The sequence below is a fragment of the Brevibacillus sp. AF8 genome, from assembly GCF_021270385.1.
Classification (GTDB): Bacteria; Bacillota; Bacilli; order Brevibacillales; family Brevibacillaceae; genus Brevibacillus.
The window spans coordinates 729488-747196 of record NZ_JAGQDN010000001.1; the positions used below are offsets into that span (position 1 = coordinate 729488).

The following is a 17709-nucleotide window of genomic DNA, read 5'->3' on the forward strand; positions in this document are numbered from 1 at the left end:
TCACCCCATTTTTCGGGTCTAGTGTGAAGGTAAAGGACAAGGCCAGTAGCTCGAACCAGCCTTGTCCATTTGCAGCTTCCTTAGTTTTTACTTGTCAGGAACTGTGATTTCGCCTTTAACGATTTTTTGCTTGTATTCTTCAACCAGCTTCAATACGTCTTCAGGAACGTTCTTCGTGGAAGTGTCAGCCAGACCTACACCGTTTTCAGCCAGTCCTAGCCATTGTACTCCGCCTTTGAATTTACCCTCAGACAGGTCTTTCGATACACGAATAACTGCTTCGTCAACACGTTTTACCATGGAAGTCAATGTGACTTCGTCGCCGAAAGTCAGGGATTGGTCTTTGTCAACACCGATTACCCATACGTTTTCGCCTTTAGCTTTACGGTCTTTTGCTTCGTTGAACACACCGTCGCCTGTACCGCCGGAAGCGTGGAAGATGATGTCCACACCTTGACCGTACATAGAGGAAGCAGTAGATTTACCCATGTCTGGTTTGTCAAAAGCACCCGTGTAAACTTTAACTACCTGAATGCTTGGATCTACAGCTTTTACGCCCGCTTCGAAACCAAGATCAAAACGTTTGATTACCGGGATGTCAACGCCACCCACGAATCCAACTTTTTTCGTTTTGGTCATTTTCGCTGCAACTACTCCAGCAAGGAAGGAGCCTTCATGCTCTTTAAAGAGTACAGATGTTACGTTAGGAGCATCTACTTCAGCGTCGATGATCGCCAATTTTGCATCTTTGTTTTCATCTGCTACTTTTTTCAGGTGGTCACCCATCAGGAAGCCGATACCCCAAGTCAGGTCCCAACCGTCTTTTACGAATTGAGTCAGGTTTGGTACATAGTCAGCATCTGATTTTGATTGCAGATAGTTTACGTTTTCTTTCGGGAGATTCATATCGGTTTGGAGTTTTTGCAGCCCTTCCCAAGCACTCTGGTTAAAGGAGTTGTCGTTTACACCGCCAACATCTGTAACCATACCTACTTTGATAGCTTTAGCGGCTGGAGCGCCTCCATTGCTACCAGTTTGGCCTTGAGGCTGTGCTTCTTTGCTTCCGCAGCCAGCGAGAACGAGCGACAGGCTGAGTGTTGCCACAGAAAGCACGGATAGAACTTTCTTCATCTGAGATTACCCCCTGTTTTTAGTTGATGAAATTGTTGAGTGAGGTTGCCCCCACTGTTACAACCGTCTCCGTACGACATGAAAGTGAATTTTGTCAGCCCTGAAGTAATTATGGGAGTATAGCACTGGCTTTTCACTTTCGTCGTAATGAATCTGTTTGAGCAAGAGCATGGGAGCAGATTTATCGCAATGCAGTAGGTTGGAAACCTTTTCATTGTAGCCTATGGGTTCAATATCGGCTACTGCGTATGCGATCCTTACCCCTGTTACGCTCTCCAGCCATTTGAAGATAGACTCTCCACTTGCCGCATAGCCCTCGGGCACCAGATGTGCAGGAATGCGGTCCACACAATAAACCACAGGCTCACCGTCAGCCGTTCGAATTCGCTCTACGATGAGAACGCCTTCACCCGGATTTAAGGCCAGCCGCTTCCTCTCTTCTTCAGCAGATTCGCCAAAGGATGTTTTCAGGATCAAGGTTCCTGCCGTATATCCTTGACGCTCGATTGCATCCGTCACACTAAAGAGTTCCCCAATCCCACCCGAAAAAACAGGCTTTGAATTAATAAAGGTACCTACACCGTGTCTACGAATGACAATCTTCTCTTCCTCAAGAAGTCGGAGTGCCTCGCGAAGCGTCGCCCTGCTTACACCAAGCTGTTTCGATAGTTCGGCTTCAGAAGGGAGGCGTTCACCAGGACGAAGAAGTCCGGTTTCGATATCACTCTTGATCTTGTCCATTACCAAGAGAAACAGTGATCGAACATTCCCTTTGATGCTCATCATCATTCACTCCTGCTGTCCTTCAGCCATCCCAACAGGTAGGACGTCAGACCTCTGATTCGTATGAGACTTAATAACAACAATTTCCGTCAATCTCTTAGAAATTTTACATGAGGGGCGAGTATCATGCAAGCCAAATATTTATGAATAATAATGCAAAATGATTAATTTCGACAGGGATTTTTCTCCTAAAATAGGAAAAAAGACCCTACCAACACAAATGCTGGCAAGGTCTCTCTTTATGAAATATTACTTTCTATGGACGGGCGTGGAAGACGAACCTCACGAGGCTTGCTTCCCTCATAAGGACCGACTACTCCTTGAGCTTCCATCATATCAATCAATCGTGCCGCTCTCGTATAACCGACACGAAGACGACGCTGCAACAAGGATGCCGATGCCGTTTGGGCTTCTGAAACAATTTGGACAGCTTGGTCGTACAGTTCATCATCCACAACTGGCTGCTGCTCCTCCTGCACGTCACCCGGGATCATCTCTTCATTGTAGCGAGCCTCTTGCTGTTCTTTTACAAAACGAACAACCTCTTCTACTTCCTTGTCAGATACAAAAGCTCCTTGGACACGGGTCGGCTTGGATGCCCCCATCGGCAGCGATAGCATGTCACCTCTACCGAGAAGCTTTTCTGCTCCTCCCATATCGAGAATCGTTCTGGAGTCCGCCATCGAAGACACCCCAAAGGCAATGCGAGATGGGATATTTGCCTTGATCACACCTGTAATGACATCTACAGAAGGACGTTGGGTAGCGATGATGAGATGAATCCCGGAAGCACGAGCCATTTGCGCGAGTCGACAAATCGCATCCTCCACTTCTCCCGGAGCTACCATCATCAAGTCCGCAAGCTCATCGACGATAACGACGATATAGGGAAGTGGCGTGCCTTCCACTTGTGCATTGTACATTTCAATATTGCGGCTACCGGTTTTGGCAAACAAATTATAGCGCCGTTCCATCTCGGCCACGACTTTTTTCAATGCAACAGAAGCCCTTCTCGGATCAGTAACAACTGGAGCCAATAAATGCGGAATTCCGTTGTAGACATTCAGTTCCACCATCTTCGGGTCAACCATCATCAGCTTGACTTCTTCCGGTTTGGCCTTGAACAAAATACTCATGATCAATCCGTTAATACATACTGATTTTCCGCTTCCCGTCGCACCCGCTACAAGCAAATGCGGCATCTTGGTCAAATCTGCAACGATCGGCTCTCCGGAAATATCTCGGCCAAGAGCAACGGTAAGCTTGCCTGGCGCATCTTGATACTCGGGTGCTTCCAACACTTCTCGTAATGATACGACCGCTACCTCCGAGTTCGGAACCTCGATGCCGATAGCTGATTTTCCTGGGATTGGTGCCTCAATCCTGATATCTTTTGCTGCCAATGCCAAAGCCAGATCATCCGTCAGGCTAACAATCCTGCTTACTTTTACCCCTGTAGCAGGCTGAACTTCGTAGCGTGTAACAGCTGGTCCTCGATGTACCTCGGAAACAGTTGCATTGACGCCAAAGCTCTTTAGTGTCTGCACTAATTTTGCCGCATTTGAGGTATGATCGACGTCTTTAGCTGTTGAACTCGCTTTGGGTCTTGCAAGCATTTGCAGACTTGGCAGCTCATACGGCATGGTATTTTGTTCTTCTCCGGTATTTATTGTACCGAAGATTTCCTCTTCTCCTTCGAGCGCAAACGTAATTTCCTGATTAGTTTTCGGTTGTGCAGCTCTCGCTTGATGACTAGGATGAATCGGTTCCTCATCCTCTTCCAGCGCAATGCGATCTGTAAAATCACGAATTAATGGGGCGTTTAGTTGCTGTACTTCTTCCTCCTGATTGACAGGCTGTGGATGAGATTTTTGCTCTTTCAACGCCGTAACAGCAATGGCCTCGTTCTCTGCCTCCGATTCTTTTTGCTTGCGAGCCTCTTCCGCTTCCTTTGCTTCTTTCTTTCTCTTCTCGCTCTCTTCCTGCAAAAGCTGTACAGAGTCCTTCACTGTATGCTTCGCCTTTCCGTAAAACAAAGCGAGCTTGTCCTTGGCAAACATCAAAATGTTTACATAAGAGAGATTGAACAGAAACATCAGTCCCACGAGGAAAAGGAACACAATCACGAGACCAGTACCGATTGTTCCAACAAGGCCATTTGTCACCGCAAAAAACAGGGCACCAATCATTCCTCCGCCTACCCCGGTGGTGGACACTTTCTGACCATGATCGAGCCAAATTCTGTCCCATGTAACCTTAATAATGCTTTGCTCTGCAAATTTTCCATCTGCGGTAATTTGTTTGTACAATATCATGTGATCCCAAGTCAAAATCGCCACACCTATGAGCGCTATGCCTAAGACGCGGTAAGTAAGCTTCGGTGACTTTCTGGTAAACATCATATGTATGGCCATACCGATTAGCAGAACAGGAATGAGAAAATCCCATGAGCCCGCAATAAACCGAAATAGAAGTGCCAGTACATTTTTGCCCAGCCATCCACTCTCCAAAAGCCCGATCAAGGACAGCACGATGATGAGAAGTCCCAGCAGCTCTATTTTGACAACTGAGGCCAATGCCGCTTGTGAACGCTCTTTTTTTCTCCTACTCAATGGCACGCCTCCTCCCGTCATTATACTCCTTATGTATCCAATGGTTAGAACACCTCTATCGAGGCCTTTTCAACGTAGAGCGACCCTGTTATAGCGGAAAGTTTCCATGCGCTCCGGAATTTAATTTCTAAATTCCTATTCGTTAAAAAAGGCAGCCGTCGCGTGTTCGGCTGCTGTTCGTACTTCTCTAGTATAACACAGGAAATTCATAGAAATACAGGACTTCTTAGGCAAGCCACTCAGGTTGAAACTGAATTTTTTGTCCAGGTGCGTATTGTTCCTTCAGGTAGTCTTGCGGATTGGGACTAATCAGCCTGACGATTTTTCCTTCAAACGGTCCGGTTTGCTCAATGAGCATCGTGGCATGACCCACGGCTATCTCTTTGAGCTCTTGTTTCTCCACTTGCTCCATGTTCTCAAACACCGTTTCCATCGGAATGATGGAGTATAGGATCATTGGAGTACACTCTCCTCGCCTTTTTGCGCTTTGATCAGTTCGTTCAGTTTTTTCAGTGCACTACCAAGACCGCCTACTTCATCAATCAATCCGTATTTTACTGCATCTACACCAATCACGTTGGTTCCAATGTCTCGTGTCAATTCACCGGTACGGGTCATGAGCTCACGGAACTTTTCTTCTGAAACTTTGGAGTGACGGGCGATAAAGCTTACTACACGATCCTGCATTTTGTCCAAGTACTCAAACGTTTGAGGCACACCAATTACAAGACCCGTCAAACGGATCGGGTGTATCGTCATCGTGGCTGTTTCTGCAATAAACGAGTACGAACCAGCTACAGCAATTGGAACACCAATGCTATGACCACCGCCAAGTACGAGTGTGACTACCGGTTTGGACAAGGACGATACCATTTCCGCAATTGCCAAGCCTGCTTCCACGTCCCCGCCAACCGTATTCAAAATAACGAGTACGCCCTCTATTTTACTGTTTTGTTCTGCCGCAACCAATTGAGGGATGAGGTGCTCGTACTTGGTCGTCTTATTTTGTGGGGGCAACTGAATATGCCCTTCTACTTGTCCGATGACGGTCATACAATAAATATTGCTTTCGAGCTGTGGAACGTTTGTCTGGCCCAGTTGCGTAATGGAATCCAGCAGTTTTTTCTTCGGGTCTTCCTGTGCGGGTGCTTCTGATGGCGGCGAGGCAGCAGGCTCCTGATCATCAGTGGGTGATTGTGGCTGAGATTCCTTACTATTTACTGCTGTGTTTGCAAACGGCGGCCTATTTAAAAAATCGCTAAATTGTTGATTCGACATGGATGATCCTCCCTCACTTTCCTCTGTAGTATGGATAAAGACAGGAAAAATCATGCGCCCACAAAGGCAAAAAAAGCCAGAAACCCTTTTTCAAAAGGATTTCCAGCTCTTTATCGTGATCCTACACTTCCATGATAATCGGCAAGATCATCGGACGTCTGCGCGTTTGCTCGTACAGATAACGGCCTAATGACTCTTTCACGTTATTTTTCAGTGAAGACCATTCGTTCACATTTTCTTCCATGCATTTGACAAGTGTTTGGGTCACTATGCGATTTGCCTCATCCAGCAGCTCTTCGGATTCTCGCACGTAGACGAAACCGCGAGAAATGATGTCTGGACCTGACAAAATCGTGCCATTTTGTTTGCTGAGTGTAACGACAACTACCAGTATGCCATCTTGTGACAGTAATTTGCGATCTCTAAGTACGATGTTTCCTACATCACCAACACCCAAGCCGTCAATCAAAACATTGCCAGCATGGACTTTTCCACCGTAACGGGCCTTGCCCCCTGAGAATTCAACTGTATCGCCGTTATCGAGCAAGAATGTGTTTTCTTCAGGAATTCCAACCTGTTCAGCAAGTAAAGCATGTGTTTTCAGCATGCGATATTCACCGTGAACGGGAATAAAGTATTTAGGCTTCATTAGGTTAAGCATCAGGCGCAATTCCTCTTGGCTTCCATGACCGGAGACGTGGACGGTTCCGTTAGGTCCATGGCCACCATAAATGACATCTGCACCAATGCGCGATAATTGATCGATCGTACGCGCCACGTATTTTTCATTCCCTGGAATGGGAGTGGCTGCAATAATAACGGTATCCCCTGGAAGGATGTCAATTTTCCGATGGGCGGATCGGGCCATACGAGTGAGCGCGGACATAGGCTCTCCTTGGCTTCCAGTTGATAAAATAACGACTTGTTCAGCAGGCAATTTGTTGATTTCATCGATCTCAACAATCAAGCCCTCAGGGACCAACAAGTACCCTAAGTCTCTGCTGATAGTAATGACATTTTGCATGCTCCGGCCAACAACCGTCAATTTACGGTTGAACTGTGCTGCAGCGTCCACCACTTGTTGAATGCGGTGAACATTTGATGCAAACGTAGAAACAACAATACGTCCAGGTGCTTTGCTGAACACATCCATGAGTGCTTTGCCCACTGAGCGTTCCGATCCGGTAAATCCAGGCCGTTCTGCATTCGTACTGTCAGAGAGCAAGCACAAAACGCCTCTGTCACCGATCATCGCCATTTTTGCCAAATCAGCTACCTGATTGTTAACAGGTGTTTGATCGAATTTGAAGTCTCCTGTATGAACGATGTAGCCTTCTGGCGTATCCAAGCATACCCCTACACAATCCGGGATGCTGTGGTTTACACGGAAAAAGGTTGCCTTCATCTTTCCTAGAACGACTTCCGAGTCGCTGTTGATCAATACGCGTTTTGTTTCGTTTAGGATACCCGCTTCTTTTAACTTTGCATCAATTAAACCAAGGGTAAGTTTTGTCGCATAAACCGGGACTTTCAAATGCTTCAGCACGTAGCTGAGGCCGCCGATGTGGTCTTCATGTCCATGCGTAATAATAATACCCCGAACCTTGTCGCGATGTTCCTCCAAGTAGGTGATATCCGGAATAACCATATCAATCCCCAGCATTTCCTCTTCTGGGAACTTCAATCCGGCATCAATCACTACGATGTCGTCACCGCTTTGTACCACGTACATATTCTTCCCAATTTCGCCGACTCCGCCCAGGGCGAAAACGAGAACAGAGTGATTCGACTTTGCCAAAACGTGTAACCTCCTATATTTAGTTGTCATGTCCACTCAAAAAAACCGCCCCAAATCACTTGTTCTTATTATACCCGAAGTGAAATCATGAACACAAGGAAAAAGAGCCATCCCAGGCAGGAATGGCTCTTGATCTTCTATGGAGTTAAACAAGCAGAGAATGAACGAATGCTTTTTCTTGTTCGTTCAGCTCGACTAATGGCAGTCGAACGCCTCCAACTTGAACGCCGAGCTTTTCTAAAGCGACCTTGGTCGGTCCTGGGCTCGGGTATGCAAAGAGGCCCTCAAAAATCGGCAACAGCTTGCGATGGAGTCTTGCTGCCTCCGTTAAGTTACCGGCAAAAAAGGCGTCCATCATGTCTGTCATTAGACGGCCAACTACATGACTCGCCACACTGACTATGCCCACTCCCCCGATAGACAGGATCGGCAAGGTTAATCCATCATCGCCACTGTACAGCTCAAAGCCTTCCGGTGCATGCTCAATGATTTGCGCCATCTGCGACAAATTGCCGGAGGCTTCCTTGATGCATACTACATTAGGCAGTTTTGCCAAACGAAGTGTCGTTTCAGCAGTCATATTGACGACGGATCTTCCTGGCACATTATAAAGCATCACGGGCAGCTCGGTCGCTTCCGATAATACCTTGAAATGTGCGTATAGTCCTTCCTGTGATGGCTTGCTGTAATAAGGAGCAACGACCATGACAGCGTCTACGCCAATGGATTGTACAGCTTGGGTGAACTCAATGCTTGAGGCTGTATCATTACTGCCTGTTCCTGCAATGATGTGGCATCTTCCTTTTGCGTAAGAAACCACATGTCGGAAAAGGTCGAGTTTCTCCGTACGGGATAAAGTTGGTGATTCACCCGTGGTACCACTCAATACGATTCCAGTTGAACCATTTGCAATCAAATGGTCAATCAGTCGCTCTGTTTTATCGTAATCGACCTGTAGCTGCTCATTAAAAGGCGTTACCATAGCGGTAACCAGTCGACCAAAACGTGCCACTACCTCTCCAACTCCTCTTATCGTGATCAGTAGGTATTTAAAGTCAGGATATGCTCTTACATATGTTGAACATGCAGGTTGAACTGCTGATGAAGAGCGCGAACCGCCTTCACCATATCCATTTCATGCACGAGTACCCAGATGGTAGTATGAGAGTCTGCCGATTGAAGAATTTGAATGTCTTCTTGTGTAAGTGCCTCCACGATTCTCGCCATCACGCCGGGCACGCCCGTCATCCCTGCACCAATCACGGACACTTTTGCGCAATGCGGCAAAAGCTGCGGCTCGTATCCCATTTCTGTTAACAGACGAGCAGCTTTTTCTCCCATTTCATCATGGACCGTGTAAGCAACACCCATTGGGTTCACATTGATGAAATCTACACTGATGTTATTGGTTGCCATCGTTTTGAAGACTTGTAGCTGTGTATCATAAGACCCTTCTTTGTTCGCGACTTTGATTTGGGTAATGTTCGGTACATGAGCAATTCCCATAACGACTCTATCGTTTACAGTGTAGCCCATCTTCCCGATCTCCAGCATCGTCGTAACAAGTGTACCGGGGTCGTCCGAAAACGTAGAGCGAACACGAATCGGCACGTTTGCGTGCATCGCGATCTCCACCGCTCTAGGATGAATAACTTTTGCACCCAGGTGAGCCATGTTGCAAATTTCCGTGTAGGTCACCATACCGAGCCGCTGCGCTTCTTCAACGATACGCGGGTCTGCGGTCATGATGCCTTCCACGTCGGTGAAAATATCCACCGTTTCAGCCTTCAAGGCGACACCGAGAGCGGTAGCAGTCGTATCGCTTCCGCCCCGTCCCAGTGTCGTAATTTCCCACTCGGCTGTACGCCCCTGAAATCCTGGAACGATCACAACTTGATTTTCCTGCAAGTCTTGCAAAATGCGACTTGGATCGATCGACATGATTTGTGCATTTGTAAAGTCGTCGCTCGTCACTATATTTGCTTGACCGCCTGTCAAAATCGTCGCTTTAATTCCCCGTGCATTCAGCATGCTGCACATGACTGTAGCAGAGATGATTTCTCCGGTATGCATCAGCATATCCATTTCTCTACTCGGCAGTTGGTTCCCGTTCGCTCGAACCAACTGCAAAAGTGTATCGGTTGCATATGGATCGCCTTTGCGTCCCATCGCCGATACGACAACGACGAGGGCATAGCCCTCATCAATTGCTTTTTCCATATGGTAGATTGCCCGCATCCGGCAATCCTCCGTCGTCAAGGAAGAACCACCGAACTTCTGGACGAGAATCTTCACTAACCTCTCCCCTATACTCTTGCTTTTATGAGTTCTTCAGCGATTTGTACTGTATTCCATGCTGCACCCTTGAGAAGATTGTCAGAAACGATCCACATATGCAGTCCACGAGGATGATGGAGATCACGACGCACCCGGCCCACGAATACTTCCAGTTTGCCTGTTGCATCAGTAGCGAGTGGATACTGCTGTTCCTCCGGCGCATCTACTAACACGATACCCGGAGCGTCTTTCAGCAGGGCCTTTACTTCTGCCAGATCGTAATCCTGTTTCAGCTCTACATATACCGACTCGCTGTGGCCGTAGACCACTGGAATACGTACGCAAGTAGCTGAAACAAGTACAGTGTCATCACCGAAGATTTTTTTGGTCTCATTGACCATTTTCATTTCTTCATAAGTAAAACCATTGTCGGTGAACACATCAATCTGCGGAATCGCGTTGTACGCAATCTGATGATGTACAGGCAATTTGCCTACGGGAAGTACGTTACACTGCGGTTCTTTTCCATCCAAAATGTCTCGACTCTGGTCGAGCAATTCATTGATCGCAGATTGACCTGCACCGGATACTGCCTGGTAAGTAGAAACGATAATTCTGTCTATACCAAAACGATCATAAAGGGGCTTTAGAGCGGCAACCATCTGAATCGTAGAGCAATTCGGATTCGCAATGATTCCATTATGAGCGAGCGCAGCATCCATGTTTACTTCTGGCACAACGAGAGGGACATCTGGGTCCATCCGGAATGCACTGGTATTGTCAATGACAACCGCGCCATGACGTACTGCGTGATGAGCCAGTTCCTTGCTGACCGATCCGCCAGCACTAAACAGGGCGAAATCAACCCCTGCAAAACTGTCTGGAGTCGCCTCTTCCAGTACAATTTCTTGCCCCTTGAAGGTGACTGTTTTTCCTGCAGAACGTCCAGAAGCAAGCAGCTTAAGCTGTTTGATTGGGAAGTTGCGCTTTTCTAATAGTTGAATCATCTGCTGTCCGACTGCACCAGTCGCACCGACTACAGCAACATTGAAAGTCAGTTGGTTTGCCATCTCTTACTCTCCTCCTAATCGCGAAAAAGCAGGTTAATTGTTTTTTCTGTAGTCTTATTAGTAGTTAAATCTTTCGATGAGCAAGGGTTGCAATTGTCGACCTTCCAAAGCTGCTTCGCATGTTTCTAATAGTAGATCCATACGAGCTACAAGCGAATTCGGTTTTTTATCCGGAGCATCCTGCCCGAACGGAACGAAATACATATTTTTCGCAGCCAACAGCTTGGCAATATTGGCTGCATTTAATCCCAGACCATCATTGGTGGATATGGCAATCACGATGGGTCGCAAATTACGCATGGTAGCCTTAGCCGCCATCAGTACGGCACTATCCGTAATGGCATTTGCCAGTCGACTCGTCGTACTCCCTGTGCAAGGCGCAATCAGCATGACATCCAACAACTTGGAAGGTCCCAACGGCTCAGCCTGTGGAATAGTCGAAATAAGCTCTTCCCCCGTCAGTTCCTTGATTTGTTGCTGCCAGCTTTGCGAAGTACCGAAGCGTGTATCCGTGGTCATAATCGTGTTCGATACGATCGGAACCACCCGTGCTCCAGCATCCACAAATCGCTTAATTTGCGGCATCGTTTCCTCAAAGGTGCAATGCGATCCAGACAAACCAAATCCAATGGTCTTTCCCTGAAGCTTACTCATGTTGCATCCCCTCCTGGCGCTTTCCTTTGATCCGCAATCAGACGAGACAATGTTTGGGCTAAAATTTGTCCAGCGGTTTTAGGTGCAACGATTCCAGGCAATCCGGGAGCAAGAAGAGCTTTGATACCTCGTCTCTCAGCGTAACGAAAATCTGTTCCCCCTGGCTTGGAGGCAAGATCAAGTATAAACGCCGATTGAGGCATTTGAGCAATCACTTCTGCCGTGAGTAATAATTGCGGGATGGTATTAAAAATGAAATCAGCATTCGTAACCTGTTGCCTTACTTCGCTTATATGGAAGGGAGTCAATCCCATCTCATAAATGCGTGCCAAGTGTTCTTGACGTCTGGCTCCAACTCTTACGCGGGCTCCCAACGAATGCAATGCTCGAGCCATGGACAAACCTGTTCGGCCCAATCCCAAAACAATTGACTGTGATCCATGAATCGTAATATCCGTATGTTGAATCGCCATCATTAACGCTCCCTCTACAGTAGGGATAGAGTTATAGATAGCTACGTCATCACGATCCAAAAGCTCCACGAGAGGAAGCTGTGTGGAAGCCAACAGCTTTTTCAGATAAGGCTTTGCCATTCCCGTGTAAACCACGCAATGACCCGGCAGACTTGCCACATGTTCGTCTAGCAACTGCAGTTGTTTGGAGCAGAAAATACTTTCCACGTATCCTTGATCATCGGTCCCTACGATGGGTAGGATGAGGGCGTCCACGTCTTTCAACACATCGCATGTTAATGGTTTCTTCGTTGCCCCTGTAAAATTACTTTCCAGGTTGTCGAAGCCAACTAACGTGACGCTAGCATCCAGTTGTATGCATCGCTTAATGACTTCCAACTGGCGAGCGTCTCCGCCGATGAAGGCAACATGTATGCCCGTTAGCATGCTGCGTTCCCCTTTCCACACATTTTACTGCATTAAATGATCGGAACGCAAAGGTTTTCCTTTTGGAAAAGTTGACGGAAATCCATGCGGTCTACCCCCATCCTATTCCGCTCCTGCTACTTCGGTGACAGTAGTGCCTACTTTTGAGAAGCTTGTGCCTCAGGCGCTTGAAGCTGGATGATGACCATATCTGACCCAATTTTTACGATGGAACTCCATGGGATCACGAGGTCCTCTCGCTTCTTGCCGAACCCAAAGAAACTACCTCCTGGCAAGATGATGGATTGAATCGAACCGTTTTCGGGATGGATGACTAAATCGGAATCACTGATGACCCCCATTTTCTCCCCGTTGTCCAGTCCGATAATCTCCTTCCCACCTAACTCGCTTAAGCGCATGGAGAAGCCCCCTTTGTCCTTTCATTTACTGTTGATATACGCAAAAAAATCCGGGCTATGCCGGATTTTTGCCTACAACAAAATATCGTTATTCACGTTTTCAGGGAAGCCATCGAGTGGACTCACCATCGCCATAGACATCTTGGAACGGAACAGCTGCTGCGCCACAGCCAAAACAGATTCATGGGAAACACGGTCAATTTTGGCGATGATCTCATCTAGACTGAGATGACGGCCCAGCAAAAGCTCATTTTTGCCAAGGCGACTCATACGGCTATTCGTGCTTTCCAAGCTGAGCATCAGGCTGCCTTTCAGCTGCTCTTTTCCTTTGTTCAGCTCTTTGTCCGTAATTCCATGATCAGCGACATCGCGCAGGACGCGCGAGACGATATCAAAAACCTGTCCCACTTGCTCTGGTGCCGTTCCTGTATACACGTGGAACGTACCCGCTTCTTTATAGGACGAATGATAGGAATACACGGAGTATGCCAAGCCGCGTTCTTCTCGAATTTCTTGAAATAGACGCGAGCTCATGCTGCCACCCAGCACATTGTTCAGCAAAATCAAGGAATATACTTCGGGATGTCCTACCTTAAACCCAGGTAAAGACAGGCACAAATGCGCTTGCTCTGTTGCCTTGTGATGTGCAATAACATTTCCAGCAAAGTCAGGAGTAGACAAGGTCGGCATAGCGCCTGGACGAGAGAAAGCTTGAAAGCGCTTTTGAATATCTTCAATCAAACTGTCTTCAAAATTTCCCGCTACCGTAATCACCGTATTCGTTGGCAGGTAGTGCTGATCAATATAACCGATCAAATCATCACGTTTCAAGCTACGCAGGACATCTTCCGTACCCAAAATCGAATAGCCTAGCGGGTGTGTGCTGTACGAAGCGCGTGCAATCAAATCATGCACCAAATCATCTGGTGTGTCTTCATACATGCTGATCTCTTCAATGACGACGTTCTTTTCCTTTTCCAACTCATCTGCATCAAATACCGAGTTGAAGTACATATCGGAAAGAACATCGAGAGCGATCGGAGCATGTTGGTCGAGCACCCTTGCGTAATAACAAGTATACTCCTTCGAAGTAAAGGCGTTCACGTTCCCGCCAATCTCATCAAAGGTTTCCGCAATTTCCTTTGCAGAACGAGTTTTTGTGCCTTTGAAAAACATATGCTCGAGAAAATGGGAAATCCCGTTGTTTTTCTCGTTTTCATATTTCGAACCAGTCCCTACCCAGATGCCTAAGGCAACGGAGCGAACGGACGGAATCCGTTCCGTCACGATTCGAAGACCGTTATCACACGTATGACGTTGTATCACGTAAATCCTCCTCGGTTGTTCATCTGTCTCTACCCGAAACCTCGGGGAATTTCTTGTAAACACGTCTAACTATAGCAAACTTCCTTTGTCTCCACAATAAATGAACATGTATTTACGGTGACGGGAGTCTACGACTCGATATAACCTCCGAAACAGTCGTCGGCTGTAACCCCTTCTTTTTGGCGATTGTCAGAAGCTGGTCTAAACTGGCCTCGGAGGTAGAAGTAGGGTGCATGAGTACGAGGACGCCGTTCTCCATTTTCCGGCTTATTTTATTGATCACATAAGCAGGCGAAGGTTTCTGCCAGTCAATGGTATCTGCCGTCCATAGTATCGTCTTCATTTGATAAGACGAATGCGCGATTTGTACAACGCGTTGGTTAAAAGCACCAGATGGCGGTGCAAACAGGGAAGGCTTTACTTCCAGCGTTTTAAAAATAACATCTTGCGTACGACTTATCTCTTGATGAATCCTCTGTGTTCCCAGTGTGTTCATATCAGGATGCGAATACGCATGATTCCCAATCTCATGGCCACGTGCCATAATCTTTTTCGCTTCTTCTGGGTAGCGTTTTACCCAAGAGCCATCCAGAAAGAACGTTGTTTTTACCTTATGTTTATCGAGTGTATTGAGCATCGAATCGAGATACTCATTTCCCCAAGCCACATTGATCATAAAAGAAATCGCTGGTTTATTTGGATTTCCTCGATAGATCGGTTGTGCTCCCAATTGCTCAAGCGAAACCGCTGGAGGTACTTCCTTGTATACCAGCAAATCTGGGCTGGACACACCCGCAGCCAGCATTTTATTGAGTGATTCTTCTACATCGACTACACGTCCATTATAGCCGGGAATCGCCTTCCACGTCTGATCAACGACGGCATCGATTGGTTCTTCCTCTCTGCCCTCTTTCCACTTTTCAATCTGCGCCCGTAAACGCGCTTTTTCATTGTCGTTTCGATCCCCATTTACTACCTGGACATTTTTGAGCGTGCTAATGTAATGATGAATAGGCTGATAATTCAAGAGAACAATCAGCGCAGCTCCATATATAACGATGAACAAAAGTCTCCTGGTCCTATTCGTCATTAGGGCGTCGCCCTCCTCTATCAATCGTACGAGTCTCTCTTGTCCAATGTATGAAGGGAGGGAACGACTTAGACATACGAATCAGGAGCATCTGGTATAGAAAAGAAAAAAGCTTCCGTACACGAATTTCTTCGAGTGACGAAGCCTTTTGGTTTCCTTTATTCTGCTTTTGTTGGCGTTTCAGCAGCTTGTGCCGCAGCAGCTTGTTCTTTCAAAACTGCTTTGCGAGAGAGATTCACACGACCTTGGTCGTCGATCTCGGTCACTTTCACTTGTACTTTATCACCAACTGCGACAACATCTTCTGTTTTGGCTACACGCTCTTCAGCCAGTTGAGAGATGTGGCACAAGCCCTCTTTACCCGCGAACAACTCGATGAACGCACCGTACTTCTCTACGCGTTTTACTGTTCCCAGGTATACCTGACCAACAGCTACCTCACGAACCAGATCTTCAATGATTTGTTTCGCGCGCAGATTCGCCTCGTGGTTGATGGATGCAATGAAGACTCTTCCATCTTGTTCGATGTCGATTTTTACGCCGGTTTCTTCGATAATCTTATTGATGACACGACCTTGTGGACCGATTACATCGCGAATTTTCTCCGGATTGATCGTCATGGTCATGATTTTTGGTGCATAAGGAGACAGTTCTTTACGCGGTTCGGAAATCGTGCTCATCATATGGTTCAGAATGTGCAAACGACCAACACGCGCTTGCTCCAAGGCCAACTCTAAAATCTCACGGTTAATACCGGAAATTTTGATGTCCATTTGGATAGCTGTTACACCAGCCTCTGTACCCGCTACTTTGAAATCCATGTCTCCCAAATGATCTTCCATACCTTGAATATCAGTCAGGATCGAGAAAGATTTCTCATCTTTGCTCATGATCAAGCCCATCGCAATACCTGCTACCGGTGCTTTGATCGGTACACCTGCATCCATCAAGGCAAGTACGCTCGCGCAAATCGATGCTTGCGATGTGGAACCATTGGATTCAATGACCTCGGATACGAGACGAATCGTGTATGGGAACTCTGTCTCAGATGGAATGATCGGCTCGATAGCACGCTCACCCAACGCACCGTGTCCGATTTCACGACGACCCGGAGGACGCAACGGACGTGCTTCACCCACGCTATACGGCGGGAAGTTGTAGTGGTGCATGAAACGCTTCGATTCTTCCAGACCGAGTCCATCGAGAATTTGAACATCTCCCAGCGCGCCCAATGTGCAAACGCTCAACGCTTGCGTCTGACCGCGGGTAAACATAGCAGAGCCATGTGTACGGGAAAGAATGTTTGTCTCACTGGACAGCGGACGGATTTCGTGCAAAGCTCGTCCATCAGGGCGAACTTTCTCGTCAGTAATCAGACGGCGAACCTCATCCTTGACAATATTGCCAAGTACTTCGCTAATCATCTTTTCCTGTTCTGGATATGCCTCAGGGTCCTTGGCTGCAAAATGCTCTTTGGTTTCTGCCTTGATATCATCAATAGCATCGTAGCGCGCTTGTTTTTCTTCGATGCGAACAGCTTCTTTCAAGCGAGCTTCCGCATATGCACGTACAGCTTGATCGATTTCAGGATCAACCTCATGCAAGATGACTTCCATTTTTTGCTTGCCGATTTCTGCTACGATCATGTTCTGGAATTCTACCAATTGCTTAATCACGTCATGACCAGCCATGATCGCTTCAAGCATGACCGCTTCCGGTACTTGGTTCGCAGCTGCTTCCACCATGTTAATCGCTTTGTGCGTACCTGCGACAGTCAGGTGAATATCGCTTTTCTCTGCTTGAGCTACAGTAGGGTTAATGACGAACTCACCGTCAATTCGACCTACGATTACCCCTGCAATCGGACCTTCAAAAGGAATCTCCGAGACGCATAGCGCTGCGGAAGTACCGATCATCGCAGCGATTTCAGGCGAGCAGTCTTGATCCACAGACAGAACAGTATTTACGATTTGTACATCGTTACGGAATCCTTCTGCAAAAAGAGGGCGGACAGGGCGGTCAATCAAGCGGCTAGCCAAAATCGCCTTTTCGCTTGGACGTCCTTCTCTTTTAATAAAGCCGCCAGGAATTTTCCCAACCGCATAGAGACGTTCCTCATAGTTGACAGTCAGTGGAAAGAAGTCAAGTGGTTTCGGCTCCTTCGAGACTGTAACTGCAGACAGGATTGCTGTATCGCCGTAACGAACCAAGACCGAACCATGCGCCTGTTTAGCCATTTTGCCAAATTCCAGGGTCAGTTTTCGGCCTGCCAGTTCGAAGTCATATGTACGGTATTGTTGCTCCATGATGCTAGCAGTCCTCCTTCACAACAATGTGCGTTTACACACTTTGTTTTCTACCTATATGTATTATTTCCTGCCATGATAAAAATT

Annotated in this window: 15 protein-coding genes; all 15 read right to left on the reverse strand. The window is 47.1% G+C overall.

Annotated features, from left to right (window positions below; translation table 11 throughout):
* Positions 1-87: 87 nt before the first annotated feature.
* Positions 88-1131 (reverse strand): BMP family lipoprotein, encoded by a 1044-nt coding sequence (locus KB186_RS02850; RefSeq protein WP_173607974.1) that lies wholly within the window; start codon positions 1129-1131, stop codon positions 88-90.
* A 57-nt stretch (positions 1132-1188) separates the two neighbouring features.
* On the reverse strand, positions 1189-1914 hold the full coding sequence (locus tag KB186_RS02855; protein ID WP_173608375.1) for a GntR family transcriptional regulator: 726 nt from the start codon (positions 1912-1914) through the stop codon (positions 1189-1191).
* Positions 1915-2153: 239 nt separating this feature from the next.
* Positions 2154-4532, reverse strand: a complete 2379-nt coding sequence (locus KB186_RS02860; RefSeq protein ID WP_330873219.1) for an FtsK/SpoIIIE family DNA translocase — start codon at positions 4530-4532, stop codon at positions 2154-2156.
* Positions 4533-4752: 220 nt separating this feature from the next.
* On the reverse strand, positions 4753-4983 hold the full coding sequence (locus KB186_RS02865) for a YlzJ-like family protein (RefSeq protein WP_173607976.1): 231 nt from the start codon (positions 4981-4983) through the stop codon (positions 4753-4755).
* Positions 4980-5804 (reverse strand): ClpP family protease, encoded by an 825-nt coding sequence (locus KB186_RS02870; protein WP_221869153.1) that lies wholly within the window; start codon positions 5802-5804, stop codon positions 4980-4982. Before KB186_RS02870 ends, KB186_RS02865 begins: the two co-directional genes overlap by 4 nt.
* 121 nt (positions 5805-5925) lie before the next feature.
* Entirely contained in the window at positions 5926-7602 is a 1677-nt protein-coding gene (locus KB186_RS02875) for a ribonuclease J (RefSeq protein ID WP_173607978.1), read from the reverse strand.
* Positions 7603-7747: 145 nt separating this feature from the next.
* Positions 7748-8614 (reverse strand): 4-hydroxy-tetrahydrodipicolinate synthase, encoded by an 867-nt coding sequence (gene dapA, locus KB186_RS02880; protein ID WP_173607979.1) that lies wholly within the window; start codon positions 8612-8614, stop codon positions 7748-7750.
* A gap of 56 nt (positions 8615-8670) precedes the next feature.
* Positions 8671-9897, reverse strand: a complete 1227-nt coding sequence (gene dapG / locus KB186_RS02885) for an aspartate kinase (RefSeq protein ID WP_173607980.1) — start codon at positions 9895-9897, stop codon at positions 8671-8673.
* 11 nt (positions 9898-9908) lie between these two features.
* Positions 9909-10949 carry an aspartate-semialdehyde dehydrogenase gene (locus tag KB186_RS02890; RefSeq protein ID WP_173607981.1) on the reverse strand — a complete coding sequence of 347 codons (1041 nt, stop codon included), beginning with the start codon at positions 10947-10949 and terminating at the stop codon, positions 9909-9911.
* A gap of 57 nt (positions 10950-11006) precedes the next feature.
* Positions 11007-11603, reverse strand: coding sequence for a dipicolinate synthase subunit B (locus KB186_RS02895; protein ID WP_007719213.1), 597 nt, complete (start codon positions 11601-11603; stop codon positions 11007-11009).
* A complete protein-coding gene (dpsA, locus tag KB186_RS02900) occupies positions 11600-12502 on the reverse strand; it encodes a dipicolinate synthase subunit DpsA (protein WP_173607982.1) in 903 nt (300 codons plus the stop codon). Before dpsA ends, KB186_RS02895 begins: the two co-directional genes overlap by 4 nt.
* 137 nt (positions 12503-12639) lie before the next feature.
* Positions 12640-12900, reverse strand: coding sequence for a YlmC/YmxH family sporulation protein (locus KB186_RS02905; protein ID WP_232773061.1), 261 nt, complete (start codon positions 12898-12900; stop codon positions 12640-12642).
* A 72-nt stretch (positions 12901-12972) separates the two neighbouring features.
* Entirely contained in the window at positions 12973-14226 is a 1254-nt protein-coding gene (locus tag KB186_RS02910) for a M16 family metallopeptidase (protein ID WP_173607983.1), read from the reverse strand.
* A gap of 112 nt (positions 14227-14338) precedes the next feature.
* The gene (locus KB186_RS02915) at positions 14339-15316 is read right to left on the reverse strand and encodes a polysaccharide deacetylase family protein (protein WP_221869155.1); all 978 of its coding nucleotides are present in this window, start codon (positions 15314-15316) and stop codon (positions 14339-14341) included.
* Positions 15317-15474: 158 nt separating this feature from the next.
* On the reverse strand, positions 15475-17622 hold the full coding sequence (gene pnp, locus KB186_RS02920) for a polyribonucleotide nucleotidyltransferase (RefSeq protein ID WP_173607985.1): 2148 nt from the start codon (positions 17620-17622) through the stop codon (positions 15475-15477).
* Positions 17623-17709: the final 87 nt, after the last annotated feature.

What these genes read in the sequence shown, in the direction of transcription:
- KB186_RS02870 (WP_221869153.1), bottom strand. Translation starts at nt 5,804, where the DNA reads ATGTCGAATCAACAATTTAGCGATTTTTTAAATAGGCCGCCGTTTGCA.
- KB186_RS02890 (WP_173607981.1), bottom strand. Translation starts at nt 10,949, where the DNA reads ATGGCAAACCAACTGACTTTCAATGTTGCTGTAGTCGGTGCGACTGGT.
- pnp (WP_173607985.1), bottom strand. Translation starts at nt 17,622, where the DNA reads ATGGAGCAACAATACCGTACATATGACTTCGAACTGGCAGGCCGAAAA.
- KB186_RS02850 (WP_173607974.1), bottom strand. Translation starts at nt 1,131, where the DNA reads ATGAAGAAAGTTCTATCCGTGCTTTCTGTGGCAACACTCAGCCTGTCG.
- KB186_RS02895 (WP_007719213.1), bottom strand. Translation starts at nt 11,603, where the DNA reads ATGAGTAAGCTTCAGGGAAAGACCATTGGATTTGGTTTGTCTGGATCG.
- dpsA (WP_173607982.1), bottom strand. Translation starts at nt 12,502, where the DNA reads ATGCTAACGGGCATACATGTTGCCTTCATCGGCGGAGACGCTCGCCAG.
- KB186_RS02915 (WP_221869155.1), bottom strand. Translation starts at nt 15,316, where the DNA reads ATGACGAATAGGACCAGGAGACTTTTGTTCATCGTTATATATGGAGCT.
- KB186_RS02905 (WP_232773061.1), bottom strand. Translation starts at nt 12,900, where the DNA reads ATGCGCTTAAGCGAGTTAGGTGGGAAGGAGATTATCGGACTGGACAAC.
- KB186_RS02865 (WP_173607976.1), bottom strand. Translation starts at nt 4,983, where the DNA reads ATGATCCTATACTCCATCATTCCGATGGAAACGGTGTTTGAGAACATG.
- KB186_RS02855 (WP_173608375.1), bottom strand. Translation starts at nt 1,914, where the DNA reads ATGAGCATCAAAGGGAATGTTCGATCACTGTTTCTCTTGGTAATGGAC.